The following is a 13,272-nucleotide window of genomic DNA, read 5'->3' as shown; positions in this document are numbered from 1 at the left end:
CCGAATTCCTTCGCAAGTGTGGAGTTGTGGCGGTTGTCAGCCGGCCGGTGCGTGCGCCAACTGCACACGTGCGCACCTGGCACGCGACATCCGCCCGGAAGAGCGCGCCACCTTCGCACGTGTTCAGTTGGCGCACGCCTGGGCGACGGCTGCCCCGACGACCCGGGCGGTGGCGGGCCGCTCGTAGAACTGCCGGTGGGTGGCCGAGACGCCGCCGACCCGGCCGGTGAGCGGGGCGTTGCAGACGTTGTCGCCGGCCACGCAGGCCTCGACGACGTGGGCCGGGTCGGCGAAAGCGGCGCCGTAGCCGGCGTTGCCGCGGCCGGTGAGCCGGATGCCGAAGGCGAGCGTGCGCACGCTCAGGCGCGGGTTGCGCAAGGGGTCGCCCATGAGCAGCACCAGCGCGTACGCGTGCGCCTGCGCGGCCCGGTGGGCGACCTGGGCGCCCTCGCTGAAGCCGGCCAGCGCTACCGAGGTGCCGGGGCAGCGCGCTGCGAGAGTGGTCCGCGCGCGGCGCACCAGCGCGACGCCGGCGGCGATGTCGGCGTCGTACTCGGCCTCGGTGGCCGCGGAGACCGCCGGGAAGCGGACCGCCTGCAGCCGCACCGTGCGGCCGTCGTGGAGGTGGCGCACCAGCGACCGCACGGCCACCTGGACCTCGTGGCCCACGCCCTGGTGGGTCCGCGCCGACTGGCCCTGGCCCCGCAGCCCCAGCACCACCAGGTCGGCGCACCGGGTGGTGACGAGCCGGGCCGGGGTGGTCGGCGAGGCGGAGGTCGCCGTGGTCGTGGGGGTCCCATCGGCCCCAGGCGTCGCTCGTTCACCATGGTGCCATGGTGAACGGGCACTGGACCCGCACCCGGCCGCCACCAGCAGCAGCGCCGCGACCGCGGCCCGCCTCACGACTTCTTAGCCGCCGCCTTCGCGGTCTTCTTGGCGGCGGTCTTCTTGGCCGGCGTCTTCTTCGCGGCCGTCTTCTTCGCGGGGCTCTTCTTGGCGGCGGCCTTCTTCGCGCCCTTCTTGGCCGCCTTCTTGGCCGGGCCCTTCGCGCGGCGCTCCTCCAGCAGCTCGGCGGCCCGCTCGATGGTGATCGCCTCGACCGAGTCGTCCTTGCGCAGCGTGGCGTTGTACTCGCCGTCGGTGACGTACTCGCCGAACCGCCCGGCCTTGACCACCACCGGGTTGCCGGAGACCGGGTCGTTGCCGAGCTCCTTGAGCGGCGCGGCGGCCGCGGCCCGGCCCCGCTGCTTGGGCTGGCTGTAGATCTTCAGCGCCTCGTCGAGGGTGATGGTGAAGATCTGCTCCTCGGACTCGATGGAGCGCGAGTCCGTCCCCTTCTTCAGGTACGGCCCGTAGCGGCCGTTCTGGACGGTGATCTCCTCCTTCGAATCGGGGTCCTCGCCGACCACGCGCGGCAGGCTCATCAGCCGCAGTGCGTCGGCCAGGGTCACCGTGTCCAGCGACATCGACTTGAACAGCGAACCGGTACGCGGCTTCTGCTTCGCCGGCGCGTCCTCGGGCAGCACCTCGGAGACGTACGGGCCGTAGCGGCCGTTCTTGGCCACGATCACGTGCCCGGTGGCCGGGTCCTCGCCGAGCGGGCGCTCCTCGCCGGCGGGGTTGGCCAGCAGCTCGCGGGCCTTGTCGACCGTCAGCTCGTCGGGCGGCAGGTCCTCGGGCACGTTGGCGCGCTTGCCGGCGGGCTCGCCGTCGTCACCCGGACCCTCGATGTAGGGGCCGTACTTGCCCACCCGCAGGTTGATCCCCACCTCGGGCTCGCCGACCGGGAAGGTGGCCAGGGCGCGAGCGTCGATGTCGCCGAGCTCGTCGACCAGCGTCTTGAGGCCCACCACCTCACCGGCGCCGAAGTAGAACTCCGAGAGCTCGGTGTTGCGGTCCTTGCGACCACCGGCGATCTCGTCGAGCACGTCCTCCATGCGGGCGGTGAAGGCGTAGTCGATCTGGCGCGGAAAGTGCTCCTCGAGCAGCCGCACGACACTGAAGGCCAGCCACGCCGGCACCAGCGCGGTACCCTTCTTGTAGACGTAGCCGCGGTTGAGGATCGTCCCGATGATCGAGGCGTACGTCGAGGGCCGCCCGATCTCGCGCTCCTCGAGCTCCTTGACCAGGGTGGCCTCGGTATAGCGGGCCGGCGGCTTGGTCTCGTGGCCCTCCGCGCTGAGCGACGCCGCGGTGAGCGGATCGCCCTGCTCGACGTTGGGCAGCCGGGTCTCGCGGTCGTCGGCCTCGGCGCCGTCGTCGCGGCCCTCGACGTAGGCCTTGAGGAAGCCGTGGAAGGTGATGACGCGGCCGCTGGCGGCGAACACGACGTCCTCTCCGGAGGCCGCGGCGCCGCCGAGGCGGATCGAGACGCTCTGGCCGACGGCGTCCTTCATCTGCGAGGCGACGGTGCGCATCCAGATCAGCTCGTAGAGCCGGAACTGGTCGCCGGTCAGGCCCGTCTGCGCCGGCGTGCGGAACACGTCGCCCGAGGGACGGATCGCCTCGTGCGCCTCCTGGGCGTTCTTGACCTTCGAGGTGTACGTGCGCGGCGCGTCGGGCAGGTACTCACCACCGTAGAGCTCCTGGACCTGCTGCCGCGCCGCGGTGATCGCGGTGTCGGAGAGGGTCGTGGAGTCGGTACGCATGTAGGTGATGAAGCCGTTCTCATAGAGCCGCTGCGCGACCGACATGGTCGAGCTGGCACTGAAGCCGAGCTTGCGCGAGGCCTCCTGCTGCAGCGTGGTGGTGCGAAACGGCGCGTAGGGAGAGCGGCGGTACGGCTTGGCTTCGACCGAGCGCACCTCGAAGGTGGTCTCGCGCAGGGCCGCGACCAGGCTCTCGGCGCGGGAGCGGTCGAGGTGGACGACGTTGTCGCTGCGCAGCCGGCCGTCCTGGCCGAAGTCACGGCCCTGGGCGACGCGGGCGGCGTCGACGGAGTAGAGCCGGGCGGGGAAGATCCGCTGCTCGTGCCGCTCGCCGGCGTCGAAGCTGCCCTGGATGTCCCAGTAGGACGCCTCGCGGAACGCGATCCGCTCCCGCTCGCGGTCGACCACGAGCCGCGTTGCCACTGACTGCACCCGGCCCGCGGAGAGTCCCGACATCACCTTGCGCCACAGCACCGGGGAGACCTCGTAGCCGTAGAGCCGGTCGAGGATGCGACGCGCCTCCTGCGCCTCCACCAGGTCCATGTCGAGCTCGCGGGGGTGGTCGGCGGCGTCGAGGATGGCGGACTTGGTGATCTCGTGGAAGACCATCCGCTTGACCGGCACCTTGGGCTTGAGCTCGTCGAGCAGGTGCCAGGCGATGGCCTCGCCCTCGCGGTCCTCGTCGGTGGCGAGGAGGAGCTCGTCGGCGTCCTTGAGGAGCCCCTTGAGCTTGGAGATGTGGGACTTCTTGTCGCGCGGCACGACGTAGTAGGGCTCGAAGCCGTTGTCGATGTCGACCGCCATGCGGCCCCACGGCTTGTCCTTGATCTTGGCCGGGGTGTCGGCCGCGCCCTGCGGGAGGTCGCGGATGTGTCCGATGGAGGACTCCACGACGAAGTCCCGGCCGAGGTATCCCGCAATGGTGCGGGCCTTGGCCGGTGACTCGACGATGACGAGCTTGCTCACGTGTTCCTTCGAGGTTCAGGCGGTACGCCGGGGGTCAACGTAGCGCGCCGACACGAAACCACTGTGACGCAGGCCCGTTCTGGACCACACTGCTGCCGTGCCCAGCCTCGCCCAGACCGGCGCTTTCCTGCTCGCCTCGTTCCTCTTCATCCAGGTGCCCGGACCCAGTCTTCTCTTCACCATCGGGCGGGCGTTGTCGGTGGACCGGCGCGAGGCGCTGACGTCGGTGGCGGGCAACGCGATCGGGCTGTTCATGCAGGTGGTCTGCGTGGCCGTCGGGCTCGCTGCGGTGGTGGCCGCGAGCGCCACGGCGTACACCGTGGTGAAGGTCGTCGGCGCCTGTTACGTGCTCTGGCTGGGCGTGCAGGCGATCCGCCACCGCGGCGACGCGCGGCGCGCGATGCAGGCCGGCGTGCCGCTGCGGCGCGGCCGGCCGCTGTGGATCGGGTTCACGGTGGGGCTGACGAACCCCAAGACCATCGTCTTCTTCGTCGCGTTCCTGCCGCAGTTCACCAACAGCCGCGCCGCCGCCGCGCCGCAGCTGCTGCTGCTCGGCGCCGTCTTCGCCGTGATAGCCGTGTGCTCGGACAGCACCTGGGCGCTGCTCGCGGCCCGCGCCCGCGACTGGTTCGCCGGACGGCCGCAGCGGCTGGACCGGCTCGGCGGGCTGGGCGGTGCGCTGATGGTCGCCCTCGGCGTGACGATGCTGGTCAGCGAGCAGTAGCGGTCAAGAAGCCGTCGGCCACGAGCTCGCGCACGGCCGGCATCCGGTCGGCCGGACCGACCAGCTCCTCCAGCGCGGCCAGGATCTGCCCGATCGTCAGGTCGCCGTCGCAGGCGCCGACCAGGGCCGCCTCGCCGGTGTCGACCGGGCGGGCCCGCCGCACGCCGGTCTGCCGGCGCAGCACGATGCGCTGGGGGTCCTCGGCGCCGGGCAGGCCGAGCGTCTCCTGCACGACGTCGGGGGCCCGGACCAGCCGCAGCCCGGCGAGGTCGGTGTCGAGCAGGTCGAGGCGTCCGAAGTGCGCGGCCACCTCCTCGCCCAGCGGCAGCTGCACCTCGTAGGGCCAGTCCTCGCAGCGGATCCGCGGTGGTGAGGCGGTGCGTCGCAGGTTGAGCCAACCGAAGCCCACGGCCTCGGCGCCCTGGTCGTCGAACCAGGAGAGCCAGGTGTCGTAGCGACGCGTGTACTCCGCGGTGCCGTGCAGGCCGGCGTCCTTGAGCCACAGCTCGACGTAGGTGGGCAGGTCGACCAGCTCGCGCTGCACCACCCAGGCGTCGGCCTCCACCACCCACGCGCCCAGCCGCTCCTCCCAGGGGCGATCGCGCAGCACCATCCAGTTGCCCAGCACCTGCGCGATCCCGCCCTCGACGAGGTGGTCGATGGCATGCCGTACGACGTGCTCGACCACCCGGTCCCCGGGCAGCCCCGAGTCGCGGTAGACCAGCCGCTCGCCGGTGGCCGGCGAGATCACGAACGGCGGGTTGGTGGTGATCAGGTCGAACCGCTCGCCGCGGACGGGGGCGAAGAAGTCGCCCTCGCGGACGTCGAGGTCGACGTCGTTGAGCACGGCGTTGAGCCGGGTGAGCCACAGCGCGCGGGCATTGACGTCGGTGGCGACGACGCGGTCGACGTGCTCGGCCAGGTGCAGCGCCTGGACGCCGCAGCCCGTGCCCAGGTCCAACGCGCTGCTGACCTGCTCGCGCACCGTCAGCGCGGCCAGCGTGCTCGAGGCCGAGCTGATGCCGAGCACGTGGTCGGCCGCCATCCGGTGCGCCGCACCGTCCAGACCCGGCGTGAGGTCGCTGGACACCCACAGGTCGTCGTGCTCGGTGGCGTAGGGGCGGACGTCGACGCGCGCGGCGACCTCACCCACCGACCGGGTCAGCAGCCCGGCCGCACAGAGCCGGTCGACCAGCCCTGGCAGCGCGGCGTCGGCCTGCGAGGCCGGGACCGCCAGCTGCAGCAGGAACAGCCGCGTCAGCGTCTCGCGCGGGCTGCCGCCTCGCGTCGCCCGCTCACCGGGGGTCGTCTCGTTGCGGGAGAGGGCGGCATGACCCTCGGCGCCGAGCGTCTCGACCACCGCGTCGTAGGTGTAGTCGGCGGCCTGCAGCGCCTCGCGCAGCGGCACGGCGTAGGCGAGATCCACGAGAAACACCTTAGGGATCTGCCACACTCGCGGGCGTGCGCCTCCTTCCCCGGCCGCTCGCGGGCGCTGCGAGCGTCGCCGCCCTGCTCGTGCCTGCTCTCGTGACCGGTCCGGTGCTCGCGGCTCCCGCCGGTGCCGTTACTCAGGCCGGCACCCAGGTCAGCAGTCGGGCTGGCGCGCACCACCGCGTCGCCACCAAGGCCCGGATCGTCTTCGTCAAGAACGAGCAGAACCCGTTCGCCTCGAAGGTCGTGTGGCGCCAGTGGCAGCGCTCGGCCGGCGGCTGGCGGCTGGTCGACACCGCCGAGTGGCGCGCCGGATCGGGCCTGGGCGGCGCCCGCGGGCGCAGCTCCTGCGTGCGCAACGTCGGCTGGCTGCCGAACGGCACGTACACCGCGCGCCCCTACACCGACTACCACGGCAACGTGATCCACGGCCGCGCCTTCCGGCTCTCCAACCACGCCTGCGGCCGCGGCACCGTGCGCCACAACCTGTTCCTGCACACCGAGACCGGCCCGGGCAACCACCAGTGCGCCAACCGGCCCGGCGACCAGGCCTGCCGCTGGGAGTTCCCGGCGATCAACGACTACCGCTCCAACGGCTGCATCAAGCTCTCCCCGACCGACATCGCGGCCCTGATGCGCCACTACCGCCGGTGGGCCGCCCACGCCCGCGCGGTCGACCTGCACCGCTTCCGGCTCGTCGTCACGGGCTAGGCGAGCACCGACAAGCCCGGAAAAGCACCGACCCGCCGCGCCGCGGGTGCGGCAGCGACGGGTCGGGGGTGGGCTCAGGCGGTGGTGGTGGCCGGCGCGGCCGGCTCGTCGTCGCTGATGATGACCGAGCGACGCTTGGAGATGAAGACCGCGACCGCGATGATCAGCGCGGCCACGACCGCGATGAGGATGCGCAGCCCGTCGTTCTTGTCCGAGCCGATGGTCAGCGAGACCACCGCGCTCGCCACCAGCAGCGAGACCAGGTTCATCACCTTGATCAGCGGGTTGATGGCCGGACCGGCGGTGTCCTTGAACGGGTCGCCCACGGTGTCGCCGATGACCGTCGCCGCGTGTGCCTCGGAGCCCTTGCCGCCGTGGTTGCCGTCCTCGACCAGCTTCTTGGCGTTGTCCCAGGCACCGCCGGAGTTGGCCAGGAACACCGCCATCAAGGTGCCGGTGCCGATCGCGCCGGCCAGGAAGCCGGCCAGCGCGGTGACGCCGAGCCCGAAGCCGACCGCGATCGGCGCCAGCACCGCGAGGATGCCGGGGGTGACCAGCTCGCGCAGCGAGTCGCGGGTGACGATGTCGACCACACGGCCGTACTCGGGACGCCCGGTGCCCTCCATGATCCCGGGGATCTCGCGGAACTGGCGACGCACCTCGTAGACCACGGCGCCGGCGGCGCGGCCGACCGCGTTGATGGCGAGGCCGGAGAACAAGAACACCGCCGCGGCACCGAGCAGCACGCCGACCAGCACCGAGGGGTTGAACACGAAGAACTTCAGCAGCAGCTGGTTGGCGTCCTGGGCGTTGGTGGTGCCGGCGACCTCGGTGAGCTTGTCGATGACCGAGGTGGCGTAGGAGCCGAACAGCGCCGTGGCCGCGAGCACCGCCGTGGCGATGGCGATGCCCTTGGTGATGGCCTTGGTGGTGTTGCCCACCGCGTCGAGCTCGGTGAGGATCTGCGCGCCGTTCTCGCTGACGTCGCCGGACATCTCCGCGATGCCCTGGGCGTTGTCGGAGACCGGGCCGAAGGTGTCCATCGCGACGATGACGCCGACCGTGGTGAGCAGGCCCGAGCCGGCCAGCGCCACCGCGAACAGCGACAGCGTGAGCGAGGCGCCGCCGAGCAGGAACGCACCGAAGACCGCCGCGCCGATGACCAGCGTCGTGTAGACCGCCGACTCGAAGCCCACCGAGAGGCCCGAGAGGATGACGGTGGCCGCGCCGGTGAGCGAGGTCCTGCCGACGTCCTTGACCGGGCGGTACTCGGTGCCGGTGAAGTAGCCCGTGAGCGCGAGGATGGCCGCGGCCATGACGATGCCGATGACCACCGCGACGGCCGCGATCAGGGCCGGGTTGCCGGTGTTGTCGCCGCCGAAGAGGCGGTCCAGCGTGCTGCTGCGCAGCCCCTCGAAGTCGCCGAAGCTGGTGGGCAGGTAGATGAAGGCCAGCAGCACGCAGGCCACGGCCGAGACGGCCGCGGAGATGTAGAACGCGCGGTTGATGGTGGTCAGCCCGTTCTCGCCGGTGCGCGGCTTGCACAGGTAGATGCCCAGCACCGCGGTGAGGGCGCCGATGGCCGGGACCAGCAGCGGGAACACCAGGCCCTTCTCGCCGAAGGCCTGCGAGCCGAGGATCAGCGCGGCCACCAGGGTGACGGCGTAGGACTCGAAGAGGTCGGCGGCCATGCCCGCGCAGTCGCCGACGTTGTCGCCGACGTTGTCGGCGATGGTGGCGGCGTTGCGGGGGTCGTCCTCGGGGATGTTGTTCTCGACCTTGCCCACCAGGTCGGCGCCGACGTCGGCGGCCTTGGTGAAGATGCCGCCGCCCACGCGCATGAACATGGCCAGCAGTGCCGCGCCGAAGCCGAAGCCCTCGAGCACCTCGGGGGCCTCGTCGCCGAATGCGATGACCACGACGGAGGCGCCCAGCAGGCCCAGGCCCACCGTCAGCATGCCGACGGTGGCGCCGGTGCGGAACCCGATGCGCATCGCCGGCTCGCGGCCGGTCTCCTCGGCCGCCGCGGCCACGCGCAGGTTCGCGCGCACCGCCAACGACATGCCGAGGTAGCCGACGGCCGCGGAGAAGCCCGCGCCCACGAGGAAGAACACCGAGCGGAAGATCCGCACGCCGATGTCGTCGGCCGGGAGGGCCAGCAACAGCAAGAACGCGACCGCGGCGAAGATCGCCAGCGTGCGGAACTGTCGGGCCAGGTAGGCGTTGGCGCCCTCCTGGACGGCCTGGGCGATGTTCTTCATGTTGTCGGTGCCCTCGCCGGCAGCGAGCACCTCGGACCGGAACATCGCACCCAGCCCGAGCGCAGCGAGTGCGATCAGGGCGACGACGAGGACCAGGACGAAGTTGCTGCCGGAGAGGTGAACGACGGCGGGATTGAGCCCGGACATGGTTCTCCTCTGACGGTGGGGGGAGCGGACGGACCGCGCCTGACTCTAGCCGCGCCTGTGACGTGGGTTACGCAAGGGCGCGGCGAGTGCCGCCGGGAGAGGAGCTACCGAGGGGCTAACGGGCCGAGAGGGCCGCGCTCTCGGACTCGTGGATCGTGAAGACCTTCGCCAGTCCGGTGATGCGGAAGATCTTGAGCAGTCGGTCCTGGTTGCACACGATCTCCATGGAGCCGTCGTGGGCGCGGACCTTCTTCAGGCCGCCCACGAGGACGCCGAGCCCGGTGGAATCCAAGAACTCGACGTGCTCCATGTCGATGAGCAGGTGGTAGTGACCCTCGCCGATCAGCTCGGTGATGCGGTCACGCAGCTTGGGTGCGGTGTAGACGTCGATCTCGCCGCCGACGGCGACGACGGTGACGTCCTCGGCCTGACGGGTGTCGAGCGAAAGATCCACGATCCACCCTCCTCCCACGCGTCGCGGTGGCCCCCTATGCCCCCGGTACGAGTGTTCGCCCGGCAGGGTGGGCCGATCGATATTGAATCACGATCCCTGCTCCGAGGCAGTCGGATGCCGCTGCGAGACTGCCCCGATGAGGGCGGTTCCCGGGGGTGCGGCGGCGCTGCTGGAGCGCCTGGCCGCGCTCCCCGGCCGCGAGGGCCGACTGGTGCACACCGAGGTGCGCCCCGCCCGGCTCGCGCAACACGCCGCGTGGCCGACCTGGCTCGACCCGCTGCTGCGCGAGGCGCTGACCCACCGCGGCGTGAGCAGTCCGTGGACCCACCAGGTCGAGGCGGCCGAGGCCGCCCACCGCGGCGAGCACGTCGTGCTCTCCACCGGCACCGCCTCGGGCAAGTCGCTGGGCTACCTGATGCCGGGGCTGACCGACGTCCGGCTGGCCCGCGGCTCGCGGGGCCAGCGCGGCGGCGCGGTGCTGTACCTCTCCCCCACCAAGGCACTCGCCCAGGACCAGCTCGCCGCGCTGCGGGCGCTGGGCGCCGACGGCGGCCTCGATGTGCGCGCCACGACCCACGACGGCGACTCCACCCCCGAGGAGCGCGCCTGGACCCGCGACCACGCCGAGTACGTGCTGACCAACCCCGACATGTTGCACCGGTCGCTGCTGCCCACCCACGACCGCTGGCACGGCCTGCTGCGCTCGCTGCGCTACGTCGTCGTCGATGAGTGCCACCACTACCGCGGAGTGTTCGGCGCCCACGTCGCGCAGGTGCTGCGCCGGCTGCGGCGGGTCTGCGAGCACCACGGCTCCTCCCCCACGTTCGTGCTCGCCTCGGCGACCGTCGCGGACCCCGCCGCTGCCGGCACGCGGCTGACCGGCCTCCCGGTCACCGCCGTCACCGAGGACGGCTCGCCGCGCGGCGAGCTGGTGCTCGGCCTGTGGCAGCCGCCGGTGGTCTCCCACGAGGGCGAGCTGGGCGCCCCGCTGCGGCGGCCCACGGGAGCCGAGCTGGCCGACCTGCTCACCGACCTGGTGGTCGCGGGCGTGCGCTCCTTGGCGTTCGTGCGCTCGCGCCGCGGCGTCGAGACCGTCGCGCTGGGGGCGCGCCACCGGCTCGCCGAGGTCTCGCCCGGCCTGGAGCAGACGGTGGCGGCCTACCGGGGCGGCTACCTGCCCGAGGAGCGCCGCGAGCTCGAGCGCGCCCTCCGCGAGGGTCGGCTGCTGGGCGTGGCGGCGACGAACGCCCTCGAGCTGGGCATCGACGTCTCCGGGCTCGACGCCGTCCTGCTCGGCGGCTTCCCCGGCACGCGCTCCGCCCTGTGGCAGCAGCTGGGTCGGGCCGGGCGCAGCGGTGAGGAGGCGCTGGGGATGCTGGTGGCCCGCGACGACCCGCTGGACACCTACCTGGTGGCCCATCCCGAGGCGCTGCTGCACGCACCCGTCGAGGCATCGGTCTTCGACCCGACGAACCCCTACGTGCTCGGACCCCACCTCTGCGCGGCCGCCGCCGAGGTGCCGCTGACCACCGCCGGGCTCGACCTGTTCGGCCCGAGCGCCCACGAGGCCGTCGACCAGCTGACCGCGGCCGGGCTGCTGCGGCGCCGACCGGCCGGCTGGTTCTGGACCGACCGACGCCGCGCCTGCGACCTGACCGACATCCGCTCCGCCGGCGGTCGCCAGGTGCGGCTGGTCGAGCAGGGCAGTGGCCGGGTGCTCGGCACCGTCGACCCCGACGCCGCCCACGGCACCGTGCACGCCGGTGCGGTCTACCTGCACCAGGGCGAGAGCTGGGTGGTGGACGAGCTCGACCTCGACGACGCCGTGGCGGTGGCCCACCGCGAGGACCCGGGGTGGTCCACCAGCGCCCGCGAGGTCACCGACATCGCCATCGGCGAGGAGCTGCGCCACCAGGACTGGGGCCTCGCGCGGCTGAGCTTCGGAACGGTGCGCGTGGCCCACCAGGTCGTGTCCTACCAACGGCGCCGCGTACCCGGCGGCGAGGTGCTCGACGAACAGCCGTTGGAGCTGCCCGAGCGTGTGCTGGACACCTGCGCCGTGTGGTGGACCGTGAGCGACGACCAGCTCGCGGGCGTGCTGGAGACCGACGAGCTCCCGGGCGCGGCCCACGCCGCCGAGCACGCCGCGATCGGCCTGTTGCCGCTGTTCGCCACCTGCGATCGCTGGGACATCGGCGGGGTCTCCACCGCGCACCACCCCGACACCGGCCGGCTCACCGTCTTCGTCCACGACGGGCACCCCGGCGGCGCCGGGTTCGCCGAGCGCGGCTACGAGGTGGCCCGCGACTGGCTGCGCGCCACCCGCGACGCGATCGAGGGCTGTCACTGCGAACGGGGCTGTCCGTCCTGCGTGCAGTCGCCCAAGTGCGGCAACGGCAACCACCCGCTGGACAAGGAGGCGGCTGTGCGTCTGCTGGGGGTGCTGCTGGCCGAACCCCGGGCATAGGGTCTGGCCCATGGTCGTCATCGGGCTCGTGATCATCCTCATCGCCCTCGTCCTCGGGGTGGCCGGCGTGCTCGGCGGCACCGACACCGTGCGCCTGGACCTCGGCGTCGGGCACGTGACGATGTCGGCCAGCGCGGTGTTCCTGCTCGGCGCACTCGCCCTGCTGCTGCTGGTGATCGGACTGGGCACCATGCGCGTGGGGTTCCGCCGGGCCCGTGAGCACCGGCAGGACCGGCGCCGCGTCAACCGCCTCAGCCGCGAGCTGGACAAGGCTCGCCACGACGCCGGCATGGACCAGGAGAAGAGGACCAGCGACGACGTGGTCGAGGACGACACGCCCCGTCCCATCTGAGCGTCTCCCAGCTGAGCCCGTCCCAGCTGAGCCCGTCCCAGCTGAGCCCCGGACAGCACCGCCTGATGGCTGACCGGACCGGCCCTCGCGCGGCCGCTCACCCAGCGGGCGCCACCGGGCAGTGGACCGGTGCGGACCTCGGCGGACACCGTGACCTCGGCGCCCGTGACGGCGCAGGCGCGTAAGCGCGCTGCGTTGCGCGCGGCCGTGCCGGCAGCGGCCCGACACGCGTCCTGCCCCTGCTGCAGGGCCTGAGCGCCGGCCAGCGCGGCGAGGTCGGCGGCCGCCTGGGCGCGCCGGTGGGTGACGACGTAGGCCACCGCCGCGGCGCAGGCGACGGCGACGACCGCCAGCACCGCGATCAGCTGCAGACCGAGCACGGCCGCGCTGCCCCGCTCGTCGCCGGTCCGTCGCCTCTCGTGCCGGCTCCCCGGACGCCGGCTCACGGGAGGGCTGCCGACGGCTCGGTGGCGGCGACCGCGCGGGCGTGGACGGTGACCGCACCCAGACCGCCGAGCACACCGCCCGGCGGGCGCACCGGGGCCGAGACGTCCACGACGACCCAGCTGCTCCCGGCCCGGACCCCGATCCGAGCCCCGGGCGGGGCCACGCGCCGGGCGAGCCGCACGCCCTCGCCGACCGACTCGCCGCGGGCGACGACCCGGGCGGCCTCGCGGGCGGCGTCGACCGCGCGGGCATGGTTGACGCCCAGGCCCACCAACCAGGCGAGGGCGACCGCCACCAGCACCAGCGCGGGCAGCACCAGCGCTGCCTCGGCGGTGACCGTGCCCATCTCCCGGCTGCCCATCTCCCGGCTGCCCGTCTCCCGACGGCCCCGCCCGGCGCGCACGGCGCTCAGAACCCCAGCAGCGCCACGACGTGGCGGAACGCGGTCTGCAGGATGCGCTCGCCCCAGCTGCCGGTGAGGAGCCGGAGCAGCAGCGCTCCGAACGCGACGGCGGCGGCCGTGACGACGGTGTACTCGGCCGTGGTGGTGCCGGCCTGGGTGCGAACGGGGATGAACGAGCTGAACGAGCTGGACGAGGTGGTGCGGCGCATCGTGCCTCCGGTGTGTCGTGGATGTCGCCCTCGAGCCTCGCCATCGCGAGCG

At 72.7% G+C, this 13,272-nt stretch carries 11 protein-coding genes and 1 pseudogene; 4 read left to right on the top strand and 8 right to left on the bottom strand.

Going from position 1 to position 13,272, the window contains the following annotated elements:
• Positions 1 to 123: 123 nt before the first annotated feature.
• On the bottom strand, positions 124 to 903 hold the full coding sequence (locus D9V37_RS19810) for a cutinase family protein (protein WP_121807795.1): 780 nt from the start codon (positions 901 to 903) through the stop codon (positions 124 to 126).
• Positions 900 to 3,614, bottom strand: a complete 2,715-nt coding sequence (gene topA, locus D9V37_RS19805; protein WP_121807794.1) for a type I DNA topoisomerase — start codon at positions 3,612 to 3,614, stop codon at positions 900 to 902. Before topA ends, D9V37_RS19810 begins: the two co-directional genes overlap by 4 nt.
• Positions 3,615 to 3,711: 97 nt before the next feature.
• Here topA and D9V37_RS19800 point away from each other — a divergent pair, with 97 nt between their 5' ends.
• Entirely contained in the window at positions 3,712 to 4,338 is a 627-nt protein-coding gene (locus D9V37_RS19800) for a LysE family translocator (protein WP_121807793.1), read from the top strand.
• Here D9V37_RS19800 and D9V37_RS19795 read toward each other — a convergent pair.
• Positions 4,325 to 5,764, bottom strand: coding sequence for a DUF7059 domain-containing protein (locus D9V37_RS19795; protein WP_121807792.1), 1,440 nt, complete (start codon positions 5,762 to 5,764; stop codon positions 4,325 to 4,327). The two genes, D9V37_RS19800 and D9V37_RS19795, sit on opposite strands and share 14 nt — an antisense overlap.
• A 35-nt stretch (positions 5,765 to 5,799) precedes the next feature.
• Here D9V37_RS19795 and D9V37_RS19790 point away from each other — a divergent pair, with 35 nt between their 5' ends.
• Positions 5,800 to 6,480, top strand: coding sequence for a hypothetical protein (locus D9V37_RS19790; RefSeq protein WP_147456009.1), 681 nt, complete (start codon positions 5,800 to 5,802; stop codon positions 6,478 to 6,480).
• Between the two features lie 74 nt (positions 6,481 to 6,554).
• On the opposite strand, the gene D9V37_RS19785 is transcribed toward D9V37_RS19790, so the two are convergent.
• On the bottom strand, positions 6,555 to 8,888 hold the full coding sequence (locus tag D9V37_RS19785) for a sodium-translocating pyrophosphatase (RefSeq protein WP_121807790.1): 2,334 nt from the start codon (positions 8,886 to 8,888) through the stop codon (positions 6,555 to 6,557).
• A gap of 115 nt (positions 8,889 to 9,003) precedes the next feature.
• Positions 9,004 to 9,342 (bottom strand): STAS domain-containing protein, encoded by a 339-nt coding sequence (locus tag D9V37_RS19780; protein WP_121807789.1) that lies wholly within the window; start codon positions 9,340 to 9,342, stop codon positions 9,004 to 9,006.
• A gap of 136 nt (positions 9,343 to 9,478) precedes the next feature.
• Between D9V37_RS19780 and D9V37_RS19775 the strand changes: the two genes are divergently transcribed.
• Together D9V37_RS19775 and D9V37_RS19770 are read left to right on the top strand one after the other, a co-directional pair.
• A complete protein-coding gene (locus tag D9V37_RS19775; RefSeq protein ID WP_121807788.1) occupies positions 9,479 to 11,809 on the top strand; it encodes a DEAD/DEAH box helicase in 2,331 nt (776 codons plus the stop codon).
• A gap of 10 nt (positions 11,810 to 11,819) precedes the next feature.
• Positions 11,820 to 12,161 (top strand): hypothetical protein, encoded by a 342-nt coding sequence (locus tag D9V37_RS19770; protein ID WP_121807787.1) that lies wholly within the window; start codon positions 11,820 to 11,822, stop codon positions 12,159 to 12,161.
• A gap of 86 nt (positions 12,162 to 12,247) precedes the next feature.
• On the opposite strand, the pseudogene D9V37_RS20940 reads toward D9V37_RS19770, so the two are convergent.
• From D9V37_RS20940 to D9V37_RS19755, 3 genes and pseudogenes are all read right to left on the bottom strand, one after another.
• Positions 12,248 to 12,607 (bottom strand): annotated as a pseudogene (locus D9V37_RS20940) (Rv3654c family TadE-like protein); the annotation flags it as partial.
• Positions 12,604 to 12,969, bottom strand: coding sequence for a TadE family type IV pilus minor pilin (locus D9V37_RS19760; RefSeq protein ID WP_121807786.1), 366 nt, complete (start codon positions 12,967 to 12,969; stop codon positions 12,604 to 12,606). The pseudogene D9V37_RS20940 and the gene D9V37_RS19760, both read right to left, overlap by 4 nt.
• A 47-nt stretch (positions 12,970 to 13,016) precedes the next feature.
• Positions 13,017 to 13,220, bottom strand: a complete 204-nt coding sequence (locus tag D9V37_RS19755; RefSeq protein ID WP_121807785.1) for a DUF4244 domain-containing protein — start codon at positions 13,218 to 13,220, stop codon at positions 13,017 to 13,019.
• Positions 13,221 to 13,272 lie beyond the last annotated feature (52 nt).

The sequence above is a fragment of the Nocardioides mangrovicus genome (assembly GCF_003674065.1).
In the GTDB taxonomy this organism is placed as follows: Bacteria; Actinomycetota; Actinomycetes; order Propionibacteriales; family Nocardioidaceae; genus Marmoricola; species Marmoricola mangrovicus.
This window is presented reverse-complemented; position numbering and strand designations above follow the sequence as displayed.